25 protein-coding genes are annotated in these 21796 nt (G+C 63.2%); 21 read left to right on the forward strand and 4 right to left on the reverse strand.

All coding sequences use genetic code 11. The annotated features are described in order from the left end of the window. The first annotated feature begins 119 nt into the window (after nucleotides 1-119). The 7 genes from CGZ66_RS10965 to CGZ66_RS11000 all read left to right on the forward strand — a co-directional run bounded on the left by CGZ66_RS10965 (nucleotide 120) and on the right by CGZ66_RS11000 (nucleotide 6972). Complete coding sequence (locus CGZ66_RS10965; RefSeq protein ID WP_095084031.1) at nucleotides 120-917, forward strand: transporter substrate-binding domain-containing protein; 798 nt, start codon at nucleotides 120-122, stop codon at nucleotides 915-917. A 236-nt stretch (nucleotides 918-1153) separates the two neighbouring features. Continuing rightward, nucleotides 1154-1963: an amino acid ABC transporter permease gene (locus CGZ66_RS10975; protein WP_095084032.1), complete on the forward strand. Its 810-nt coding sequence runs from the start codon at nucleotides 1154-1156 to the stop codon at nucleotides 1961-1963. 58 nt (nucleotides 1964-2021) lie between these two features. Then, on the forward strand, nucleotides 2022-2657 hold the full coding sequence (locus CGZ66_RS10980) for a class I SAM-dependent DNA methyltransferase (protein WP_095084033.1): 636 nt from the start codon (nucleotides 2022-2024) through the stop codon (nucleotides 2655-2657). Next, entirely contained in the window at nucleotides 2654-2848 is a 195-nt protein-coding gene (locus CGZ66_RS39845; RefSeq protein WP_167391997.1) for a hypothetical protein, read from the forward strand. Before CGZ66_RS10980 ends, CGZ66_RS39845 begins: the two co-directional genes overlap by 4 nt. Nucleotides 2849-2929: 81 nt before the next feature. After that, complete coding sequence (gene leuC / locus CGZ66_RS10990) at nucleotides 2930-4339, forward strand: 3-isopropylmalate dehydratase large subunit (RefSeq protein ID WP_095084034.1); 1410 nt, start codon at nucleotides 2930-2932, stop codon at nucleotides 4337-4339. 163 nt (nucleotides 4340-4502) lie between these two features. Next, nucleotides 4503-5699: a GGDEF domain-containing protein gene (locus tag CGZ66_RS10995; protein ID WP_095084035.1), complete on the forward strand. Its 1197-nt coding sequence runs from the start codon at nucleotides 4503-4505 to the stop codon at nucleotides 5697-5699. Nucleotides 5700-5775: 76 nt separating this feature from the next. After that, nucleotides 5776-6972 (forward strand): GGDEF domain-containing protein, encoded by a 1197-nt coding sequence (locus CGZ66_RS11000; protein WP_095084036.1) that lies wholly within the window; start codon nucleotides 5776-5778, stop codon nucleotides 6970-6972. A 7-nt stretch (nucleotides 6973-6979) separates the two neighbouring features. Here the strand turns inward: CGZ66_RS11000 and CGZ66_RS11005 are convergent, their stop codons facing one another. Next, complete coding sequence (locus tag CGZ66_RS11005) at nucleotides 6980-7342, reverse strand: hypothetical protein (RefSeq protein WP_095084037.1); 363 nt, start codon at nucleotides 7340-7342, stop codon at nucleotides 6980-6982. Nucleotides 7343-7549: 207 nt separating this feature from the next. Between CGZ66_RS11005 and CGZ66_RS11010 the strand changes: the two genes are divergently transcribed. From CGZ66_RS11010 to CGZ66_RS11030, 5 genes are all read left to right on the forward strand, one after another. Next, nucleotides 7550-7993 (forward strand): hypothetical protein, encoded by a 444-nt coding sequence (locus CGZ66_RS11010; protein ID WP_342586861.1) that lies wholly within the window; start codon nucleotides 7550-7552, stop codon nucleotides 7991-7993. A 246-nt stretch (nucleotides 7994-8239) separates the two neighbouring features. Beyond that, entirely contained in the window at nucleotides 8240-8644 is a 405-nt protein-coding gene (sdhC, locus tag CGZ66_RS11015; protein WP_095084039.1) for a succinate dehydrogenase, cytochrome b556 subunit, read from the forward strand. 2 nt (nucleotides 8645-8646) lie between these two features. Beyond that, nucleotides 8647-9042: a succinate dehydrogenase, hydrophobic membrane anchor protein gene (gene sdhD / locus CGZ66_RS11020; protein WP_095084040.1), complete on the forward strand. Its 396-nt coding sequence runs from the start codon at nucleotides 8647-8649 to the stop codon at nucleotides 9040-9042. Nucleotide 9043: 1 nt separating this feature from the next. Further along, entirely contained in the window at nucleotides 9044-10882 is a 1839-nt protein-coding gene (sdhA, locus tag CGZ66_RS11025; RefSeq protein WP_095084041.1) for a succinate dehydrogenase flavoprotein subunit, read from the forward strand. Between the two features lie 2 nt (nucleotides 10883-10884). Beyond that, complete coding sequence (locus CGZ66_RS11030) at nucleotides 10885-11322, forward strand: DUF3052 family protein (RefSeq protein WP_095084042.1); 438 nt, start codon at nucleotides 10885-10887, stop codon at nucleotides 11320-11322. On the opposite strand, the gene CGZ66_RS11035 is transcribed toward CGZ66_RS11030, so the two are convergent. Then, nucleotides 11300-11518, reverse strand: a complete 219-nt coding sequence (locus tag CGZ66_RS11035) for a hypothetical protein (protein ID WP_095084043.1) — start codon at nucleotides 11516-11518, stop codon at nucleotides 11300-11302. The genes CGZ66_RS11030 and CGZ66_RS11035 overlap by 23 nt on opposite strands. A 437-nt stretch (nucleotides 11519-11955) precedes the next feature. Between CGZ66_RS11035 and CGZ66_RS11040 the strand changes: the two genes are divergently transcribed. From CGZ66_RS11040 to CGZ66_RS11050, 3 genes are all read left to right on the forward strand, one after another. After that, nucleotides 11956-13380, forward strand: coding sequence for a sulfatase-like hydrolase/transferase (locus tag CGZ66_RS11040; RefSeq protein ID WP_245331060.1), 1425 nt, complete (start codon nucleotides 11956-11958; stop codon nucleotides 13378-13380). 97 nt (nucleotides 13381-13477) lie between these two features. Then, entirely contained in the window at nucleotides 13478-14257 is a 780-nt protein-coding gene (locus CGZ66_RS11045) for a succinate dehydrogenase iron-sulfur subunit (RefSeq protein ID WP_095084045.1), read from the forward strand. 232 nt (nucleotides 14258-14489) lie between these two features. Continuing rightward, on the forward strand, nucleotides 14490-15131 hold the full coding sequence (locus CGZ66_RS11050; protein WP_095084046.1) for a YceH family protein: 642 nt from the start codon (nucleotides 14490-14492) through the stop codon (nucleotides 15129-15131). 230 nt (nucleotides 15132-15361) lie between these two features. On the opposite strand, the gene CGZ66_RS11055 is transcribed toward CGZ66_RS11050, so the two are convergent. After that, on the reverse strand, nucleotides 15362-15787 hold the full coding sequence (locus tag CGZ66_RS11055) for an OsmC family protein (RefSeq protein WP_095084047.1): 426 nt from the start codon (nucleotides 15785-15787) through the stop codon (nucleotides 15362-15364). A gap of 251 nt (nucleotides 15788-16038) precedes the next feature. Between CGZ66_RS11055 and CGZ66_RS11060 the strand changes: the two genes are divergently transcribed. The 3 genes from CGZ66_RS11060 (at nucleotide 16039) to CGZ66_RS11070 (ending at nucleotide 17272) form a co-directional block, all read left to right on the forward strand. After that, the gene (locus tag CGZ66_RS11060; RefSeq protein WP_095084396.1) at nucleotides 16039-16257 is read left to right on the forward strand and encodes a hypothetical protein; all 219 of its coding nucleotides are present in this window, start codon (nucleotides 16039-16041) and stop codon (nucleotides 16255-16257) included. Further along, nucleotides 16254-16610, forward strand: coding sequence for a YciI family protein (locus CGZ66_RS11065; RefSeq protein WP_095084048.1), 357 nt, complete (start codon nucleotides 16254-16256; stop codon nucleotides 16608-16610). Before CGZ66_RS11060 ends, CGZ66_RS11065 begins: the two co-directional genes overlap by 4 nt. A 134-nt stretch (nucleotides 16611-16744) precedes the next feature. Beyond that, nucleotides 16745-17272, forward strand: coding sequence for a hypothetical protein (locus CGZ66_RS11070; protein ID WP_095084049.1), 528 nt, complete (start codon nucleotides 16745-16747; stop codon nucleotides 17270-17272). Between the two features lie 53 nt (nucleotides 17273-17325). Here the strand turns inward: CGZ66_RS11070 and CGZ66_RS11075 are convergent, their stop codons facing one another. Then, nucleotides 17326-18585 carry a ubiquinone biosynthesis hydroxylase gene (locus CGZ66_RS11075; RefSeq protein WP_095084397.1) on the reverse strand — a complete coding sequence of 420 codons (1260 nt, stop codon included), beginning with the start codon at nucleotides 18583-18585 and terminating at the stop codon, nucleotides 17326-17328. A 99-nt stretch (nucleotides 18586-18684) separates the two neighbouring features. On the opposite strand from CGZ66_RS11075, the gene tesB reads away from it, so the two are divergent. From tesB to CGZ66_RS11090, 3 genes are all read left to right on the forward strand, one after another. Continuing rightward, complete coding sequence (tesB, locus tag CGZ66_RS11080) at nucleotides 18685-19560, forward strand: acyl-CoA thioesterase II (protein ID WP_095084050.1); 876 nt, start codon at nucleotides 18685-18687, stop codon at nucleotides 19558-19560. A 217-nt stretch (nucleotides 19561-19777) separates the two neighbouring features. Next, on the forward strand, nucleotides 19778-20116 hold the full coding sequence (locus CGZ66_RS11085) for a P-II family nitrogen regulator (protein ID WP_095084051.1): 339 nt from the start codon (nucleotides 19778-19780) through the stop codon (nucleotides 20114-20116). A gap of 31 nt (nucleotides 20117-20147) precedes the next feature. Next, complete coding sequence (locus CGZ66_RS11090; protein WP_095084052.1) at nucleotides 20148-21503, forward strand: ammonium transporter; 1356 nt, start codon at nucleotides 20148-20150, stop codon at nucleotides 21501-21503. Nucleotides 21504-21796: the final 293 nt, after the last annotated feature.

Genomic DNA, 21796 nt, shown 5'->3' on the forward strand with positions numbered 1-21796 from the left:
TCACGTGCGCCGACGCAGTGGACCGTCTTGCATGACGCTTGCGGAAAGCTAAAGTCGGCGCCGGATTTTCCTGCAAGCCCGGCCGATGTCCGGGCGCTTTCACTTCCGGGGAGTGTGTCATGACCAAATCGAAACTGCTGCTGGCCGGCCTGCTTGCCCTCATGCTTACGCCCGTTGCCGCCTTGGCGCAGGCGCTGCCCGATCTCGGCGGCAAGAAGGTGGTGGTGGTGACCGAAAACGCCTATCCGCCGCTGCAGTTCATCGATGCCAAGACGGGAAAACAGATCGGCTGGGAATATGATGCGATGAACGAGATCGCCAAGCGGCTGAACTTCACCGTCGAGTACCAGAACACCTCCTGGGACGCGATGATCCAGGCGGTTTCCGACAACCAGTACAATATCGGCATGACCGGCATCACCATCAAGGACGACCGCAAGCAGAAGGTCGACTTCTCCGACCCCTATATGCGCTCGGAACAGTTCATGCTGGTGCGCGGCGACGAAAGCCGCTTCACCGACGCCAAGACCTTCGGCGCTTTCAAGGACGGGCTGATCGGCGCCCAGGCCGGCACGACGCCCTTCTACACCGCCGTCTACAGCGTGCTCGACGGCAATGAGCAGAATCCGCGCATCAAACTGTTCGAGACTTTTGGTGCGACGGTGCAGGCGTTGAAGTCCGGCGACGTTGATGTCGTCCTGACCGACGGTACCGCGGGCAAGGGCTATGTCGATGCCTCCGACGGTAAGCTGAAGCTGATCGGCGGGCCGCTGGGCACCGAGGATTTCGGGTTTATCTTTCCGAAGGGCTCCGATCTGGTGAAGCCAGTCAACGCGGCTATCGCGGCGCTCAAGGCCGACGGCACGTTCGACACGCTCAACAAGAAATGGTTCCTTGATTACAAGATGGGGCAGTAGTTCGTCTTGGCGCGGGTGTGGGGTGGTTCTAGCGCGCTGAAACTTGCACGAACATCGTTTCTTCCCGCCCCCCTCTGTCCTGCCGGACATCTCCCCCGCAAGGGGGGAGATCAGATGTCGCCCCCGCTTTCGCCAATCGCCAATGTTGAAGCACTGCCTCCGGAGCTGCCAATCTCCCCCCTTGCGGGGGAGATGGCCGGCAGGCCAGAGGGGGGTGCCTTGGTGCAATCCTTCTGATGCAGGCCGCTTCTACCTCAAAATCCGACTTCCCCTGGTGGCTGGTCGTGGCCGTGGCCATCGCGATTGCGGTGGCCGTCTTCGTTGCCACCAGCAACCTCTACGCCCAGGTCTTCGCCACCGTAGCCAAGGGCATAGGCATTACCGTTTTCGTCACCGTGATTGCCTTCGTTTTGGCGTCTGGCATTGGCCTCGGCATCGCGCTGATGGGGCTGTCGGGCTCGCGCTGGCTACGCCAGATCGCCCGCTTCTATGTCGAGATCATCCGCGGCGTGCCGATCCTGGTGCTGTTGTTCTGGATCGCCTTCGTCGGCGCGCCGGCCTTCGTTGCGGGTTGGAATGCCCTGACCGCACCGCTGCAGAATGCTGGCCTTGTGGGCGAATTGCTGGTGCGCGACGTGTCGCTCTTGTGGCGCGCCATCATGGCGCTGACCATCGGCTATTCGGCGTTCATCTCGGAGGTCTTTCGCGCCGGCATCCAGGCCGTCGAGAAGGGCCAGATCGAGGCGGCGAAGGCGCTCGGCCTGACACGCGCTCAACGCTTCCGGCTGATCGTGTTTCCGCAGGCGATCCGAACCATCCTGCCGCCGCTCGGCAATGATTTCGTCGCCCTGGTCAAGGATTCCTCGCTGGTCTCGGTCCTCGGCGTCGCCGACATCACGCAGATGGGCAAGGTCTATGCCGCGGGGTCGTTCCGCTTCTTCGAGACCTATTCGATCGTCGCCTACATCTATCTCATCCTGACCGTCGGCCTGTCGCTGGCCTTGCGGGCGCTGGAACGGCGGTTGCGCCGCCAGCACGAAGAATAGTTTTTGGACCGGGACAGCGCTACGATCCTTGTCGGCATATCTCGAATGAGGAGGTCACATGATCGTCGACAAAGCCAATGCGGCGCTGGATTCCGTCTACACCGCCGACACGCCGGAAGCGCTGGCCGAGGCCTATGCCGCATGGGCCGCGACCTATGACAGCGAGACCGCTTCGCTTGGCTATTTGCTGCCTTTCCTGATCACCGCCTGGGTGGCCCGCCACGTGCCGGCGGGCGAAGGACCGCTGCTCGATGCCGGCTGCGGCACCGGCCTGTCGGGCCCGTCGCTGCAGGCGCTGGGCTACCGCGACATTGCCGGGCTCGACCTCTCCGACGACATGCTGAAAATCGCCGGCAGCCGAAATGCCTACAGCGAGCTGAAACAAGCGATGCTCGGCGGGCCGCTGCCGTGGCCGGATGGCCATTTCCGCGCTTTCTTCTCAACCGGCGTTTTCACCATCAGCCATGCGCCGGCCTTGAGCCTGCATGAGCTGGTGCGCATCACCCGGAAGGGCGGCCACGCCGTCTTCACCGTGCGCGACCAGGTTTTTGCGAGCGGCGGCTTCCAGGCCGTGTTCGACGAACTGGAGCAGGCGAAGACATGGCGGCAGGTCGAGCAAAGCCCATGGTTTCGCTGCTACGCGATCGCCGAGCCCGATGCGCTGGTGAAGACCTTCGTTTTTGAGGTGATGTGAGCGGCGAGGAACCGACGTCCTGCGACGGCAGCTTCCAATTGCCGAAAAGCCAAAACATTGGTATGAGCCACGCCATGGAAGAGCTTTTTGGCGATCCGGCCTATAAGGGGTTCGTGCTGCAGGACAGAAAACGCCTGCCGTCGCGTTTCTCCGCGCGCGTCTCCGGCGCACTGACCAGCCGACTACCCTAGGTCGACCTGTCCAGGTCGTTTCGCCGGACCGGTGATCCGGCATCTGCTCTTTCCCATTCTCATATCGACGGATTTACGCACATGAGCGCACCGCGCACCCTCTACGACAAGATTTTCGACGACCATGTCGTCGACCGCCAGGACGACGGCACCTGCCTGCTCTACATCGACCGCCACCTCGTCCATGAAGTGACCAGCCCGCAGGCCTTCGAAGGCTTGCGCCTGAGCGGCCGCAAGGTCCGGCATCCGGAAAAGACGCTGGCCGTGGTCGACCACAATGTCTCGACCTCGCCCGAGCGCAAGTTCGGTATCAAGAACGAGGAAAGCCGCGTCCAGGTCGAGGCGCTGGCCAAGAACGCCAAGGATTTCGGCGTCGAATATTATTCGGAAAACGATATCCGCCAGGGCATCGTCCACATCATCGGCCCGGAGCAGGGCTTTACGCTGCCCGGCATGACCATCGTCTGCGGTGACAGCCACACCTCGACCCACGGCGCTTTCGGCGCGTTGGCGCATGGCATCGGTACGTCTGAGGTCGAGCACGTGCTGGCGACGCAGACGCTGATCCAGCGCAAGGCCAAGAACATGCTGGTGCGTGTCGACGGCCGGTTGCCCGATGGCGTCACCGCCAAGGATATCATCCTCGCCATCATCGGCGAGATCGGCACCGCCGGCGGCACCGGCTATGTCATCGAGTATGCCGGCGAGGCGATCCGTGCGCTGTCGATGGAAGGCCGCATGACGATCTGCAACATGTCGATCGAGGGCGGCGCGCGCGCCGGCCTGATCGCGGCGGACGAGACGACCTTCGCCTATGTCAAGGACAAGCCGCGCGCACCGAAGGGCGCGGCGTGGGATGCGGCAATGGAATACTGGAAGACGCTGCAGTCCGACGAAGGCGCGCATTTCGACAAGGTGATCGTGCTCGACGCGGCCAAGCTGCCGCCGATCGTTTCCTGGGGCTCCTCGCCCGAGGATGTCGTGTCGGTGCAAGGCATCGTGCCGAACCCGGACGATATCTCGGATGAAAACAAGCGCACCTCCAAGCAGCGTGCGCTCGACTATATGGGGCTGACGCCGGGCACCAGGATCACCGACATCACGCTTGATCGCGTCTTCATCGGTTCCTGCACCAATGGCCGCATCGAGGACCTGCGCGCCGTCGCCAAGGTGGTCGAAGGCAAGACGGTCAGCCCGCATGTCGATGCGATGATCGTGCCGGGCTCCGGCCTGGTCAAGGAACAGGCGGAAGCCGAAGGCCTCGACAAGATCTTCGTCGCCGCCGGCTTCGACTGGCGCGAGCCGGGCTGCTCGATGTGCCTTGCCATGAACGACGACCGGCTGAAGCCGCATGAACGCTGCGCCTCGACCTCGAACCGCAATTTCGAAGGCCGGCAAGGCTTCAAGGGCCGCACCCACCTGGTGTCACCGGCGATGGCGGCGGCGGCGGCGATCGCCGGCCACTTCGTCGATATCCGCGAGTGGACATAACGCTGGAGCCTTCGACTTCCAATGCATGCCAGACCCCGGATCGCCTTGCGGCTCCGGGGTCTTTTTCATCCGCTCCGTTGCATATTCAGCTTTCGCTTAACTGCTTGTTTGGGCTTGCACCCTAAGGTCTTCCCTGACGTAAGCGAGGGGAAGTCACAGTCCTTTGGACACCGGTCTGTTCATAGCGCTGCTCAATCCGACGATCGCGCTGGCACTCGGCGCGGCCTTCCTCGTGCTATGGTCCTATCAACGCCACCGCCCATATCTCGCCGTTTTGGCGATCAGCTACGGTCTCTCGGCGGTCGGCTTCCTGCTGCAGTATTTCACCTTGCCCTTCGGCATGCAGCTGACCAAGCTGACGTCGAACATCTGCTTCACCGTTGCCGGTTGCTGCCTGTCCAGCGCCATCATCCACCGCTATGGCCGCAAGGTGCCCTATGTCGGGATCGGCGTACTGGCCGGCGGTGGCCTGGCGTCGTTTTGCTGGCTCCTGTTCGTCGCGCCGGATCTCACCTGGCGCATCCTGGCGATGAATTTCGCTTTCGGCGGGATCAGTCTTCTGGTCGCCGCCGAACTGCGCCCGGTGCGCCGCAATGGCCCGACCGAAAACATCCTGTTCGTGCTGTCGCTGCTGTCGGGCCTGAACTTCTTCGTGCGAACCCTTGTCGTCGTCATCGCGCACGGACCCTTCACCAGCTATGACGGCTTCTATGCCTCGTCCTACTGGACGACGGCGCTGCTGTCGCATGCACTGCTGTCGCTGCTGATTGCGCTCTGCCTGTTCTCCGCCGCGGCACTTGACGTGATGAAGGCGCTGAAGACCGAGACCTACACCGACCCGCTTTCGGGTCTTCTCAATCGCCGCGGCTTCGAGGAGCAGGGCATGCAGCTGTTGCGGCACTGCGCCACGGCGCGCTTCCCCGTCGCGCTGGTGCTGGCCGACCTCGATCATTTCAAGGCGCTCAACGACGTACACGGGCATGCGGCGGGCGATCGGGTGATCGCCGACTTCGCCAGCAAGCTTCGATTGGCCGCCGGGACGCGCGGCGTTGCCGGGCGTATCGGCGGCGAAGAGTTTGCCGTGCTGCTGCCGTTGAGTGATCTCGCCGCCGCGCGGCTGTTCGCCGAGGCCGTGCGCACGGTCTATTCGGCCGGCCAGGTCGACGGGCTTCCTGCCGGCACCAAGGTGACAGCCAGCTTCGGCGTGGCTGCCCGCAACGGCGACGAGGCGCTGGAGCCGCTGATGCGCCGTGCCGACGATGCGCTCTACAAGGCCAAGAAGAATGGCCGCGACAGCGTGCGCCTGTCCTATGAGCGCCCGGAAACGGTGTTCGTGCCGGAGCCGCTCAAGGTGGGCTGATCGCGCCCCGCCGGGCCAGCGTTAACGTCTTCTTCGCCGCTCGATGCTTAGCTGTCGGCGCGGGTTCGGGAAGACTATGAGCGGCGCCAATTTCATCCTGTTGATCAATGTGTCGGTCGCCGGCCTGTTGGCGGCGTCCTTCATCGCGGTCGCGTTGCATGAGGCCGGCCGCGCCGCGCCGCGCTGGCTGGCGTTCGGCTATCTGCTGGGCATGGTGTATTTCGCCATCGAATTCAGCATCCCCGCCTTCGACAACGCGCGGCCGGTGGTCGTTGCCGCCTTCGCGGTGTTCCTGGGCGCCACCATCGCCTTCAATGGCGGCCTGGCGCACAAATACGGCGTGGCTCCGCCGTGGAAGCAGATGCTGTTCTTCCTCGTCGCCACCTCTGTCGCGGTGTACTTCGTGCAGGACCTGCCGCGCCAGTCGCTGGCCCGCATGATGGCCTACCAGCTTCCCTATGCGGTCATGCAGTTCATCGGTCTCGTGATCGTGTGGTCGTCGCGGCAAAGGCACGCCCGTCTCGACCGCATCCTGATGGCGGTGCTAGCGGCCAGCGGACTGCAGTTTGCTTCAAAGCCGTTCATCGCGCATGCGCTCGGCGGCTGGGGCGCCAACCCGCAGGCCTATCTGCAAAGCAACTACGCGCTGGTGTCTCAGTCGCTCGGCACCGTCTTTGGCTTGGCGCTGGCGCTGCTGATTCTGGCCATCCTGGTTCGCGACGTGCTCGCCGAGGTGACGTCGAGGTCGGAGACGGACACGCTTTCGCGCCTGCTCAACCGCGGCGGCTTCGCCCGCCACGCTGAGCAGGCAGTGCTGGGCGCCGTGCGGCAAGGCGTGCCGGTCGCGCTGGTCATCGCCGACCTCGATCATTTCAAGACCGTCAACGACAGCTTCGGCCATGCGTCCGGCGACCGGGTGATCGAGACCTTTGCCGGTTTCCTGCGCGAGGCCGCCGCCGACCACCATGTCGCCGGCCGCATCGGCGGCGAGGAGTTCGCCATCATCCTGCCGGGAACCAACCTTGCCGCCGCCCGGCTGTTCGCCGAGGGCGCGCGCAGCGCTTTCAGCGCGCTGCCCATCGATGGACTGCCGGTGGACAATCGCTGCACGGCAAGCTTCGGCGTCGCCGAGCTTCATCCGAGCGAGGATTTTGCCGGTCTGATGCGGCGCGCCGACCAGGCACTTTACCAGGCGAAGAATGCCGGGCGCGATTGTGTGCGTGTCTCCGCCGGGCCGGCCGGCGGAAGAGAGATTACAGCCGGCGCTGGTTAGATCCGGATCACTGGCAGGGGCTGAGCTCGGGCATCTCGCCATCAGCAAGCCCGTACATATAGCTGCGCCCTTTCACGAACACCGGCGGCCGGTAACAATCGCCGGAGCCGGTGATTTCGTCCGATTCATTCTCGTAGATCACCTTGGGCTGGCCGGCGCCGGTGTAGTCGGACAGCTGCTTGGCCAATTTGCCTTCGCCGACCAGGATGCGCTTGTAGCCGGCGGCGCTGTCGATGACGAGATTGCCGAGCGAATCGGCGTAGACGCGGTCGTGGTGGCGTGCGCCAGCGAGCGCTGGCGCCGCCAGGCCAACGACGGAAGCCGCCACGATGAGCGCCGCAAGGCGCATTCTTTCCGAGTTCGAACGCATGGCGTCCTCCTTGTTTAGAGGAAAGCCTCCTCGAAACAGAAATTAACCTTTTCTTAACCTTTGTTAAGAGGCCGGCGCGTTTCGCAGCGATGTCTCGGTAAACATGGTTAATATCCGACTGGGTGGAAAATCCGGTGGCCATCTTTCGGCCATGCTTGGCCGCACCATCGCGGCCGGCGTCCAGTTCGGCATAGGATGACCTTGATCTTGGCAACGCATCGTGGCCGGTTTGCCGCGCGGGAGGGACAGCATATGGCGCCAGGCCGGACGTTTCGGGTGACGCTTGTCCTGTTGCCGCTTCTGGTCGCCATGGCCTGCGTGCCGCAGAATGATCCTCCGAGAGCCGGCAACAGGGCCGCTACGTCGTTCTCGCTGGCGCCTGCCGCCTCGGCGGGCGGTTCCGGCACCGACATGACCTCGCCGCAGCCGCGCACCGCGACCTACAGTTGCGCCGATGGCGGCAGGATGACCATCGAGAATCTTGGCACCTCGGTGCATGTTCTCGGGTCCGACGGTACCAGCGAAGATCTGCAGGCCTCGCCGGCCAACCAGAACAGCCGTTACCAGCAGGCGCATGACGCGATTGTGATCGATGGCCGCGAAGCGCTGGTCATGAAGGCTGGGTCGACGCCGGTGACCTGCAAGCGCTGACTTGGGGGCCATGTCGGACCGCTATGTTGCACTGCAGCGATAGCGAGCCGGCTTCGGCCCAATCACCGCTAATCGATTGAAGCCTGCGCCTGCCTTTTAGTCAGACTAAATTACGTTTTCGAAACGGTTTTCTGGCTTTGACGCGGTGCAAAAAGAGCATTAGAAACCGGCTGTCCGAAGTCGCATCCGGAAGCGGCAATGCCGCATTTCCACCTGAGGCTCCAGGGACGCCGAACTGGGGGAGCCATGAGCAAATCACCAGCCACCCGCGCAAGACCGCTTTCGCCGCACCTGACCGTGTACCGGCCGCCGATCACCATGACGATGTCGATCATCCATCGCATCACCGGCGGCGCGCTCTATTTCGGCACGCTGCTGGTCGCCATATGGCTGATGGCGGCGGCAAGCTCGCAGCCGACGTTCGACTGGATCAATTGGGCCTTCGGCACCTGGCTCGGCCGGCTGATCCTGTTCGGCTACACCTGGGCGCTGATGCACCACATGCTGGGTGGTGTGCGCCATCTGGTCTGGGACACCGGCGCCGGCCTGGAGAAGCACACGGCCTCGAAGATCGCCTGGGCGACGCTGGCCGGCTCGGTCCTGCTCACGCTGCTGATCTGGATCGCCGGCTATATGGCGCGGGGAGCCTGATCATGAGCACTGGCAAGACCGACATGCGCACGCCGCTGGCGAAAGTCCGCGGCCTGGGTTCGGCCCGCGAGGGCACCGGGCATTTCTGGCGCCAGCGCCTCACCGCCATCGCCAACATCCCGCTGACACTGTTCTTCGTCGGTTTCCTGATCGCGCTCAACGGCGCCGGCTACGCGGACGTGCGAGCCGCGCTTGCCGATCCGTTCGTGGCGCTGGTGCTGGCCCTGGTGCTCATCTCAGGGCTCATCCATATGCGGCTCGGCATGCAGGTGATCATCGAGGACTACGTGCATGGCGAAGGCATGAAGCTGGCGCTTATCGCGCTCAATACGTTTTTCACCATAGCGGTCGGCGTCGCCTCGATCTTCGCCCTGCTCAAGCTGGCATTCGGAGGCTGAGTTGGCCAAGGACGCAAAAGGAGCCAACACCGGTTCCGCTTACACCTATGTCGATCACAAATTCGACGTGGTGGTCGTCGGCGCCGGTGGCGCCGGCCTGCGCGCCACGCTCGGCATGGCCGAACAGGGCCTGCGCACCGCCTGCATCACCAAGGTTTTCCCGACCCGCTCGCACACGGTGGCGGCGCAAGGCGGCATCGCCGCTTCGCTGTCCAACATGGGGCCTGATTCCTGGCAGTGGCATATGTACGACACCGTCAAAGGTTCGGACTGGCTGGGCGATGTCGACGCCATGGAATATCTGGTGCGCGAAGCGCCGGCGGCGGTCTACGAGCTCGAGCACTATGGCGTGCCGTTCTCGCGCACCGAAGAGGGCAAGATCTACCAGCGGCCGTTCGGCGGCCACATGATGAATTACGGCGAAGGCCCGCCGGTGCAGCGTACCTGCGCGGCCGCAGACCGCACCGGCCACGCCATCCTGCACACGCTCTACGGCCAGTCGCTGAAGAATAACGCGCAGTTCTTCATCGAGTATTTCGCGCTCGACCTGATCATGGAGCCGGACGGTACCTGCACCGGCGTCGTCGCCTGGAACCTCGACGACGGCACCATCCACCGCTTCTCGGCCAAGATGGTGGTGCTGGCGACCGGCGGCTATGGCCGCTCCTATTTCTCGGCGACTTCGGCGCACACCTGCACCGGCGACGGCGGCGGCATGGCCGCACGCGCCGGCTTCCCGCTGCAAGACATGGAGTTCGTGCAGTTCCACCCGACCGGCATCTACGGCGCCGGCTGCCTGATCACCGAAGGCGCGCGCGGCGAGGGCGGCTATCTCGTCAACTCCGAGGGCGAGCGCTTCATGGAGCGCTACGCGCCGTCGGCCAAGGACCTTGCCTCGCGCGACGTCGTCTCACGCTGCATGACGCTGGAGATCCGCGAAGGCCGCGGCGTCGGCCCGAAGAAGGACCACATCTTCCTGCACCTCGACCATCTCGATCCGGCCGTACTGCACGAAAGGCTGCCGGGAATTTCGGAATCGGCGAAGATCTTTGCCGGCGTCGACCTGACCAAGGAGCCGATCCCGGTCCTGCCGACGGTGCACTACAATATGGGCGGCGTGCCGACCAATTACTGGGGCGAGGTGCTCAACCCGACGCCGAGGAGCCCGGACAAGGTGTCGCCCGGGCTGATGGCGGTCGGCGAAGCGGGCTGCGCCTCGGTGCATGGCGCCAACCGGCTGGGTTCGAACTCGCTGATCGACCTGGTGGTGTTCGGCCGCGCGGCCGCGATCCGGGCCGGCCAGGTCATCGACCGCAAGTCGGCGATCCCGGCGCCCAACGAAGCCTCTGTCGAAAAGATCATGGGCCGCTTCGACCGGCTCCGCCACGCCAACGGCTCGACACCGACGGCAAGCTTGCGCGAAAAAATGCAGCGGGCAATGCAGGAAGACGCGGCGGTGTTCCGCACGCAGGAATCGCTGGAGAATGGCTGCAAGCGCATTTCGGAAATCTGGACCGAGCTCAAGGACATAAAGGTGTTCGACCGTTCGATGATCTGGAACTCCGACCTGGTCGAGACGCTGGAACTGGAAAACCTGATGGCCAACGCCATCACAACGGTCTACAGCGCCGAGGCGCGCAAGGAGAGCCGCGGGGCGCATGCGCGGGAAGATTTTTCGGCGCGCGACGACACGGCCTGGCGCAAGCATACGCTGGCCCGGCTCAGCGAAGACGGCAAGGTGACGCTCAGCTACAGGCTGGTGCACACCGAGCCGCTGCTGGCGGAAAAGGACGGCGGCATCAGCCTCGCCAAGATCGCGCCCAAGGCCAGGGTGTATTGACCATGGCGCCGGCGGCTTCGGGATATTCCGGTACGCCCCTTCCGGCCAAGCTCGGCCTGAAGGACGGGATGACCGCCGCCTTCATCGCGCTGCCATCGGAACTCGACGACCTGGCCGGCGCCGTGGCTTTTGCCAATGTCGACCGGCTGGCCGATTGGTCGGAGATTTCGGGAACGACCCAGAAATACGATGCCGTCCATGCCTTCACCCGGCAGCGCGCCGAGATCGAGGATCGCCTCGGCGATGTCGAAGCGGCGATCAAGCGCGACGGCATGGTCTGGGTGTCCTGGCCGAAAAAGGCATCGAAGGTGCCGACCGACGTCACCGAGAGCGTCGTTCGCGCCGAGGCGCTGAAGCGCGACCTGGTCGACGTGAAAGTCGCCGCCGTCAATGAAATCTGGTCCGGGCTAAAGCTCGTCATCCGAAAAGACCGCAGGTAACGGTTGAACTGACGCTCCCCAAGAATTCGAAGATCCAGCAAGGCAAAACCTGACCGAAGCCGGATGGCGCACGGTCTCTATCGCGCTTTTCGATGACCTCTGCGATATGGCTGGCGCTGTCGACTTTGCACAGATCGACCGGCTGGCCCGTCTGATCGAGAATTTCGGCGCTCGCCTGAAATACGATGCCGTCCATCTATCACACAACAATGCGCTTAGAGCGGTTCACCGTTTCACGGAAACGACGAACCGCTCATGCACGCCGTTCGCCCAAAACCGAGGTCACTTTTGAGCGACGTATATTAGCGATCTCGAAAGTAATTGGCCGTTTGATATTTGCGCTCATCAGCATTGCCTTAGTATAGCTTTAAGTGATTCTCGATATCCACTTCGGAAATCGTCGATCGAGTGCGAAGTATGCTCGGATTTCATGCTATTCGTTGTTGGCCAATTGGATCATTGGTCAGCGTCGCGACAGTGGGGTCGCTCACCTGGCTCGTGTCGCTGGTTTATCTTCAGGAGAAAAGGCTGCTGGCGGTCCTTGGCCTGGGCGCTCTGTGCTCGCTTCTCTTGCTGGATCGCCTCCAAGGGGTCAGGACGGATCAGCCAACAAGCAGGTGGTTCAGCGCCTACTTGTCGCTTATTCCTTGTTTTCTCTTCCTTTTCTATGTCTACGTCGAAAGTGTTTTCGGCTATTTCGATTGGGGCGCGATGTTCATGCATGTCGACGCCGGAGTTCTCACGCCCGGTGTCGTTCTCGAATGTCTGGTGAATACGGGAAACACGATACTGGTCATTTTGGTCGTTCTTTTCGGCCTTGGCGCACTGAAGGCGCGCGGCACGCTGACACGAAGATTGGACGTTGCCTTGATGGCGTTCTTCCTAGCGGCAAACCCGATGCTGACGCGCCCGATCGCGGCTGCGATCCATCTCAACCCGCTGCATGATTTCCTGTCCAAGCGGTTCGTCGATATCACCTCTTTGACAAAACCGGCCGGAACAGCGTCGGAGACTGTCGCGCCAAGGAACCTCATTCATATTTTCATCGAGAGTGCCGAGCGCACCTACATGAACGAGGCGGAGTTCGGCGACGTCATGGGCCCGCTGCGCGAATTCGACAGGCGTGGCGTTTCGGCGACCAACATGGTGCAACTTGCCTACACCAACAACTCCATCTCCGGGATGGTCGCCGCCAACTGTGGAACGCCGCTGCTAATAACGTATTTCACAACGCGCCAGTACATGGAGGAGAATTCGCAATTCCTGCCAGGCCTGACCTGCCTGGGCGATGTTCTGAAGGCGCGAGGCTATCAGCAGAACTTCATTTCCGGTTGGCCGCTCGGCTTCACCGGTCAGGGAGAATTCTATTCCACCCATGGCTATTCATCGCTGTTTGGGGGATCCGAAGTGGTGGCCGCCGTCGGTGGGCGTGGCAGCTCTTTTGGCGCCGATGACGCCCAGGTTCTGGACATGAGCTTTGACGTTTTGCGGCGCGCGAACCGCGACGGCAAACCGGTCTCGCTGACGATCGCCCTCAGTGGTGGGCATGCGCCGGATGGCTACCTGACTGACAAATGTATCGGCAAGACAGGACTTTCCCCACAAGCCCCCAATATTCTCCATGCCGTGAAATGCACCAACATGCTGGTCGCAGACTTCATCCACAAAGCCGAGGCCGAAGGTCTGATGAGGAACACCGTTCTGGCGTTGCAAAGTGACCACCTCAGCGCGCCGAGCACGGTGACGGATCGCCTGAACACGTTTGAACGGCGCAATTTTTTCTCCCTGTCGGGCGATGGCATTCTCTCCAAGGCGTATACCGGGCTTTCGGGCACGATTGACATATTTCCCTCCATTCTGGAGGCGCTAGGCGTGCCGCTCCCAAATGACCAGGCTGCCCTTGGCGTTTCGCTGCTTGGGGATCGACCGACGCTGGTCCAGGCACTTGGACAGGGCCAGTTCGATGACGCGATCCATGCCGAGGATGTGCTCGTCAGATCATTCTGGCAGCTGAAACCGGCACGGACGGCCGGGGCGTCCGAGGCTGAGCCGCATTAATGCCAGGGTGCACACCGGCGGCAAGTGTTCGATGCCAGATAGCGCCTTGATTTGGCACCCAGAAGCCGATTAAAAGGTCACGTTCAGAGGCACGCCAATGGTCGAACTTACGCTCCCCAAGAACTCGAAGGTCCAGCAGGGCAAGACCTGGCCGAAGCCGGAAGGCGCGACCAATCTCAGGGAATACCGCATCTACCGCTGGTCGCCGGACGATGACGAGAACCCGCGCATCGACACCTATTTCGTCGACATGGACGATTGCGGACCGATGGTGCTCGACGCGCTGCTATGGATCAAGAACAAGATCGATCCGACGCTGACCTTGCGCCGCTCCTGCCGCGAGGGCATCTGCGGCTCCTGCGCCATGAACATCGACGGCTCCAACACACTTGCCTGCACGAAGGGCTGCGACGACATTTCCGGCGCCGTCAAGGTATACCCGCTGCCGCATATGCAAGTGGTCAAGGACCTGGTGCCCGACCTCACCAACTTCTATGCCCAGCACGCCTCGATCCAGCCGTGGCTGAAGACGGTGTCGCCGGAGCCGGCCAAGGAATGGCTGCAGAGCCACGAGGAGCGTGAGAAGCTGGATGGCCTCTATGAGTGCATCCTGTGCGCCTGCTGCTCGACCTCCTGCCCGAGCTACTGGTGGAACGGCGACCGCTATCTCGGCCCGGCAACGCTGCTGCAGGCCTATCGCTGGCTGATCGATTCCCGCGACGAGGCCAAGGGCGAGCGGCTCGACAATCTCGAGGACCCGTTCCGGCTCTATCGCTGCCACACCATCATGAACTGCGCGCAGACCTGCCCCAAGGGCCTCAATCCGGCCAAGGCGATCGCCGAGATCAAGAAGATGATGGTGGAACGGCGGGTGTAGTTTTAGTGGGGAAATCACCTCAGCCGTTGCGATCCTTCCCACCCCCCTCTGTCCTGCCGGACATCTCCCCCGCAAGGGGGGAGATTGGCCGTCATCCCGGCTTTCGCTAATTTCCAACTTTGCGAGAATGGTCTGACCGCGCTAAAGCTGCCGATCTCCCCCCTTGCGGGGGAGATGTCCGGCAGGACAGAGGGGGGTGCTGTCCCGCCGACCTCAGAAGGATAGCGACGCCATGACAGATACCGACCTTCCCATTCTCTCCCCTGTCGAGGCGCGCGTGCTTGGCTGCCTGATCGAGAAGAAGGAGCTGACGCCGGATGTCTATCCGCTGACGCTCAACAGCGCGCATGCCGCAGCCAACCAGAAGACGGCGCGCGAGCCGGTGATGGCGGTCGAACTTGTCGAGGTCAGGCGGGCGCTGAGCCAGTTGGAGCAGAAGGGCCTGGTCCGGCAGGTCTTCGCCTCGCGCGTCGAGCGCTACGAGCATCAGGTGGCGCAGCATTTCTCGCTCACCACGGCGCAGATCGCGCTGATCGGCCTGATGCTGTTGCGCGGCGCGCAGACGGCGCATGAATTGCTGGCGCGAGCCGAGCGCATGGCGCGGTTTTCGTCGATCGAGGCGCTCCGCACCGACCTCGACCTGCTGATCGGCCGCCGGCCGCCGCTGGTGGTGCTGATCGAGCGCGGCCCCGGCCAGCGCGAGGAGCGTTTTATGCATCTGCTGAGCGGGGCACCGCAGATCGCGGCCGTCGCCATGCACCAGGCCCCGTCGGTCGCCTCATCGGTCCCCGGCCTCGAAGAGCGCATCAGTACCCTCGAGGAAGAAGTTGCGAGGCTGCGCACCCTCATCGAGGCGCTGACCGGCGGGCGCTGACCCGAGAGTCCGTTTCAGACGATCATTGTCGACGTTGGGCGCCGCCCCTCATTGCCCTGCCGGGCATTTCTCCCCGTATAGGGACGGGGAGAAAGAGGACGGCCGCGACGCCGGCGTTCTTTTTGGCGAAACCGTCGATGTGAGCGCCCCTCTCCCCGTCACTATACGGGGAGAGGATGCCGGCAGGCAGGTGAGGGGCGGCGCAACGTCAGCAGGCTCTGCGATATTGTTCACCCAAGCCTGGCGTCTAGCGACACTTTTATGGCGCCGAGCGCCTTGGAGACCGGGCATTCGGCCTTGGCCTTCTCGGCCAATTCCTTGAATTTCGCCGCATCGATGCCCGGCACCTTGCCGACCACGGTGAGGGCGCTGCCGGTGATGCCGGTGCCGGGAACCAGCGTCACCACGGCCTTCGCGTCGAGCTCGGTGGCGGGCGTGCCGTTTTCAGCCAGGAAGTGCGAGAACTGCATGGCGTAGCAGCCGGCATGCGCCGCGGCGATCAGCTCTTCCGGATTGGTGCCGGATTTGCCGCTCTCGTCCTCGAAGCGCGCCTTGAACGAATAGGGCGTGCCCTTCAGGGCCCCGCTCTGCGTATCGAGCGTGCCATTTCCCTCTTTCAGATTGCCTTTCCAGACGGCGTTTGCGGTGCGGTCCATGAATTCCTCCTTGGTTGTCGTGGTGGGTTGTCGTGGCTGGTTGCCGGGCTTGTGATCGGGGTTGGGCCGGCGTCCGGTCAACTATAGCGCGCGCAGACACGAAGGCCACTGCGCTCTTTGGACCACTGCACGGGTGTCGACGGCGGTCGCTTCGATTCTTTTTGAAAAAAGCGCGTGCAGAAATGTCGACTTTGATCCGCCTCGCCCGTCCTGCGGGCGGCCACCCAAGTGATGGCCGGATGGAGGATCACATGGATATGCTGTTTTGTGCGCATTGGAAGAAAAAAGCCGGCCGCGGAGGCGGTGGACAGGAAGCCGACTGGATGCACCAGCCCGCGCCGGCGTTCGGCCGGTTTCTGGCGGCGGTTGCCATCATCGGGGTTGCGGTGTGCATTCTCGACCATGCAGCGGCGGGCAAGGGCCGGGCCGACACGCTCGTCGCCTCGACACAGCAAGGGAGCTCGAAATGAAATATGTTTGCCTGGTCTATGGTGAGGAAAAGGATCTTCACGCGCTGACCCCCGCAAGGTCGGTCAAGCTCAACGCCGATTCGCTGGCCTACGACCGATCGCTTGAGGACAAAGGCCTGCTGATCGTCGCCGAGGCGCTGCAATCGGTGAAGACCGCCAAGACGGTGCGGCGACGCCAGGGCAAGCGGCTGGTCACCGACGGGCCCTTCACCGAGACCAAGGAGCAGTTGCTTGGCTTCGTCATGGTCGAGGCAAGGGATCTCGAAGAGGCACTGGACATTGCCGCCGGTATTCCGCTGGCCGAACTCGGCACCATCGAGGTCCGCGCCATCTACGACATACCGGGATCATAGATCCGTGCCATGCGTTGCGGTCACTTCGAAACCAGGGCGTTCGGTCAACCTAACGTCTCGGTCGATCGCAACTTTTGCGCGTTGATGCAAGGCAAGAGTTCTCCTATCGTCACCTGGATTTTGGGGGATTCTTCATGCCTTTCCTGATTGCTATCCTTGGCGTGTTGGGCGCGGCGGCGTTCTGGTGGTACCGGATGAAGGCGATGAACGAGGCGGCGCGTGACGTTGCCGATGTCATCGGTCGGGTCCAGGGCTCCGTGCGCCGCAAGAAGCTGCGCAAGCAGGCGGCCCTGTCGCCGCTGACGGCGATCGACGATCCAGTGGTGGCGGCCGCGACGTTGATCACCGCCATCGTTTCCGAAGATGGGCCTGTGCTGCCGCAGCGCGAGGCGGTCATTCGCGCGGTGATTTCCGAGATCGCCGACAAGAAGAAGACCGACGAGGCGGTGATCTACGCCAAATGGGCCGCGTCACAGATCGACGACACGACGATCGTCATCGACAAGCTGGCGCCGTTCCTGCGCGAACGGCTCGATGTGGCCGAGCGAAACGATCTGCTGCAGATGGTCAACCGCGCCGCGCAAGGTGGCGAGAAACGCCTTGAGATCGCCGACCAGAGGATATTGCGGCTGCGGCAGAAGCTGGGCTTCGAGGTCAACTGATGTTCGGCTGAGGCCACCTGACCTGAATCTCAACACACCCTGGCATGTCGGTGTCAGATCGCCTCGCCCTTCAGCAGGCGCGGCGTCCCGGCGGACAATCCCGATGCCTGGCGGATAAAAAACTCCTTCAGTCGCGGCATGCGCTCGACCAGGCCGAGGCCGATGTCACGGACGGCGCGCAGCGGGCCGATGTCGTTGGAAAACAGCCGGTTCAGCACGTCTGTGGTGATGCCCATCTGCACGGTGTCGAAGCGCCGCCACTGCTGGTAGCGTTCGAGCACGTCGAGCGCGCCGATGTCCTGGCCGAGGCGGTCGGCCTCGACGATCACTTCGGCCAGAGCGGCGACATCCTTGAAGCCGAGATTGAGGCCCTGGCCGGCGATCGGGTGGATGCCGTGGGCGGCGTCGCCGGCCAGCGCTATGCGCGGCGCGACGAAGGCGCGCGCGATGGTCAGGCCGAGCGGCCAGGCGCGCGGCTTGTCCGCGACGCGGATCTCGCCAAGCTTCAGGCTGAAACGCTGTTCGAGTTCGTGCTCGAAGACGAGATCGTCACCGGCAACCAGCTTCTCGGCATCATGCGTGCGCTCGACCCAGACGATCGACGAACGGTTGGTGCCGTCCTCGCCGGGCTTGAGCGGCAGCGTGGCAAACGGGCCGGCCGGCAGGAAATGTTCTTCCGCGCGGCCATTGTGCGGGCGTTCATGCGCCACCGTGCAGACGATGCCGGACTGGCCATATTCCCACTTCACCGTCTTGATGCCGGCCATGTCGCGCAGCTTCGAGTTGACGCCGTCGGCGGCAACCAGCAGCCGGGCCTTCAGCGTCGCACCGTCGGCAAGATGCACGGTGATGCCGGCGCCGTTGGTGTCAAAACCCTGCACGGCGACGCCTTCGATGATGTCGATGCCGAGTTTCTCGGCGCTGGCCCGCAAGCCGCCGTTCAGTACCCGGTTGGCGACCATATGGGCAAAGGGTTCGCCCGGTGCGACCTCGCCGTCGAAGGTCAGGAAGACCGGGCGCACCGGATCGGAGGTGCGCGAATCGGTGATGATCATCTCGGTGATCGCCTGGGCCTGCGGCGCGATCTCGGCCCACACGCCGAGCTGGTCGAGCATGCGGCAGGCGGCGGCGGCAATGGCCGATGCGCGGCCATCCCTTTGCCAGGCGCCGGCGGGTGCGGCATCGACCAGAGCGACGGCAAGGCCCGGACGCGCCTGCTTCAGCGAGACGGCGCTGGCCAAGCCGACATAGCCGGCACCGGCGACCAGAACATCGAGCCCGGATCTGTTTTTTGCGTCGGTCTTGCGTTCCATCTTCTTCGCTCCTTCCACGCCGACCGGGCTTGCGCCCTTGACTGCCTGTCCGTCCTGTCGGAAACCGCCATAACACTTCTGCGGCAAGGGTGCGAAAATATGACGGCTGCCATGGACGAGCTTCTCGGCATTCTCGACCTCGAGAAGCTGGAACACAATCTGTATCGTGGTCGCAGCCCCTTGCTCGACTGGCAGCGCGTGTTCGGCGGGCAGACCATCGCCCAGGCGCTGGTGGCGGCACAGCGGACAGTCGACCCCGATCGCCACGTGCATTCGCTGCACGGCTATTTCATGCGGCCCGGCGACACCAAGGTGCCGATCGTCTACGAGGTCGACCGGATCCGCGACGGCGGCTCCTTCACCACGCGCCGCGTGGTGGCGATCCAGCATGGCCAGGCGATCTTTTCGCTGGAAGCCTCGTTCCAGCAGGACGAGGTCGGCCTCGAACACCAGGTGCCGATGCCGCAGGACGTCCCGGCGCCAGATACATTGCTGTCGCAGCGCGAATTGCTCGGCAAGTTCGGCGAGGCGGTGCCCGAAGGCATCAAGCGCTACTGGGAGCGCGACCGGCCGATCGAAATGAAGCCGGTCATGCTGAAGCACTACACCAGTCGCGAAAAGCTGGAGCCGAAGCAGAACATCTGGATCCGCACCACTGGTCCGGTGCCGGCGGATCGCGCCATCCAGGCAGCGGTGCTGGCCTATCTCTCCGACATGACGCTGCTCGACACATCGACCTTCGCGCATGGCCGCGCCATTTTCGATCGCGATATCCAGGCGGCGAGCCTCGATCACGCCATGTGGTTCCATCGCAGCCATGCGCTCGACGACTGGATGCTCTACACGCAAGACAGCCCGTCGACTCAGGGGTCGCGCGGCTTTACGCGCGGCTCGCTGTTTGCCCGCGATGGCACGCTGATCGCCTCGGTTGCGCAGGAAGGGCTGATCCGGCTCAAGCGATCGCCTGCAGAGTAGGCATTTTGAGAAAATTGCCTAATTTTTAAGCAGACGGTTTGCCGCCGTTGCGGGCACCTCGTCGCTTTGGCGACCTCAATTCTTTTGTTTACAATGGGTTAACACCCTGCTTCGGCAATTGGCACGGAGCTTGAATCCTGTCGGGCACTCTCCGGCTCTTTGGGTTCGGTGAAGTCGTGCAAACGCGGGGGACCGCAACAGCAAAGGGTGAAACCTTATGAAAATCGTGATGGCAATCATCAAGCCGTTCAAGCTCGACGAGGTGCGTGAAGCGCTTACCGCCGTCGGCATCCAGGGCCTGACCGTCACCGAAGTCAAAGGCTACGGGCGTCAGAAGGGACATACGGAAATCTATCGCGGAGCGGAATACGCGGTCAGTTTCCTGCCGAAGATCAAGATCGAAGTCGCGGTCAGTGCCGACGTGGTCGACAAGGCCGTCGAGGCTATCACCGCGGCCGCCAAGACCGGCCAGATCGGCGACGGCAAGATCTTCGTTTTCGGCATCGATCAGGCGGTGCGCATCCGCACCGGCGAAACAGACACCGACGCGCTCTGAGCGGCGAACACGTATTCCAATGGAGAGTTCAATGAATATTCCTTCCACCTTGAAGACGACGGGACGCGCCGCCCTTTTAGGGTCGCTCGCTCTCGCAGCATTGGGCACGGTCGCCGCCTTCGCGCAGGAAGCGGCTCCCGCCGCGGCCGCGGCTGCACCGGCTGCTGCCCCCACCCCGGTGCTCGACACCGGCAACACCGCCTGGATGCTGACCTCGACGGCGCTGGTGCTGATGATGACCATTCCGGGCCTGGCGCTGTTTTACGGCGGCATGGTGCGCAAGAAGAACGTGCTCGCCACGATCATGCAGAGCTTTGCCATCACCTGCCTGGTGACGGTGCTGTGGTTCATGTTCGGCTATTCGCTGGCCTTCTCCGACGGTGGCGGCATGAATGCCTATCTCGGCGGCACCTCGAAATTCTTCCATCACGGCATCACCACAGCCTCGCTGTGGCTGCCGGGCGTCGCGAACATTCCTGAATTCGTCTTCTCGATGTTCCAGATGACCTTCGCCATCATCACCCCGGCACTGATTGCCGGCGCCTTCGCCGAACGCTTCAAATTCTCGGCGCTGCTGATCTTCATGGCGCTCTGGCTGCTGGTCGTCTACGTGCCGATCGCGCATTGGGTCTGGGGTGGCGGCTTCCTCGGCACGGCTGGCGTACTCGACTTCGCCGGCGGTACGGTCGTCCACATCAACGCCGGTGTCGCCGGTCTGGTCTGCGCGCTGGTTCTCGGCAAGCGCGAAGGCTACGGCACCACCAACATGGCGCCGCACAACCTGGTCTACTCGGTGATCGGTGCTTCCCTGCTGTGGGTCGGCTGGTTCGGCTTCAACGCCGGTTCGGAACTGGCTGCCGACGGCCTCGCCGGTGCCGCCATGCTCAACACCCAGGTTGCCACCGCAGCAGCGGCGCTGGCCTGGATGTTCGCCGAATGGATCGTCGCCAAGAAGCCGTCCGTGCTCGGCATCATCTCGGGTGCCGTCGCCGGCCTGGTCGCGGTGACGCCGGCTTCCGGCTTCGTCAACCCGACCGGCGCCTTCATCGTCGGCATCGTTGCCGGCGTCGTCTGCTACCTCTCGGCGGTCAAGGTCAAGCACATGTTCGGCTATGACGACTCGCTCGATGCGTTCGGCGTGCACGGCGTCGGCGGCATCATCGGCGCCCTGCTCACCGGCGTGCTCGCCGATCCGGCGATCAACAGCCTGTCGTCGGGTGCTTCGCTCGGCAAGCAGATCTACGGCGTCGCCGTCACCATCGTGTGGACGGCTATCGCCACCTTCGTGATCCTCTACATCGTCAAGGCGCTGGTCGGCCTGCGTCCGACGACCCAGGAAGAGGTCGAGGGCCTCGACATCTCCCAGCATGGCGAAGTGGTGCCGTAAGGCCAGCTTAGCCAAGGGGCCGGTGGAACCCTCCTCCCGCCGGCCCCCTTGCCTGCCTACGCAATTCCGAACGGAAAACCACTGCACATTTTCCTGGAATTGCCTTGATAAGATCCCGTCGTGACGTTCCCGAAAGGAGGTCACGCATTGAGGCCCGGACACGTTCCGGGCCTTTTTTTTGGTCCGTTCTGCCAATGACGGAATTCCGGCAATCATGTTCACGTGACGAAGCTCTTTTAGGAAGCATCGACCGCTCTGGTCCCGACCTGTGGGGACGATCGTCGTGCTGACTT

Origin of the sequence: Mesorhizobium sophorae (genome assembly GCF_002270415.1) — a bacterium.
GTDB classification, from domain to species: domain Bacteria; phylum Pseudomonadota; class Alphaproteobacteria; order Rhizobiales; family Rhizobiaceae; genus Mesorhizobium; species Mesorhizobium sophorae.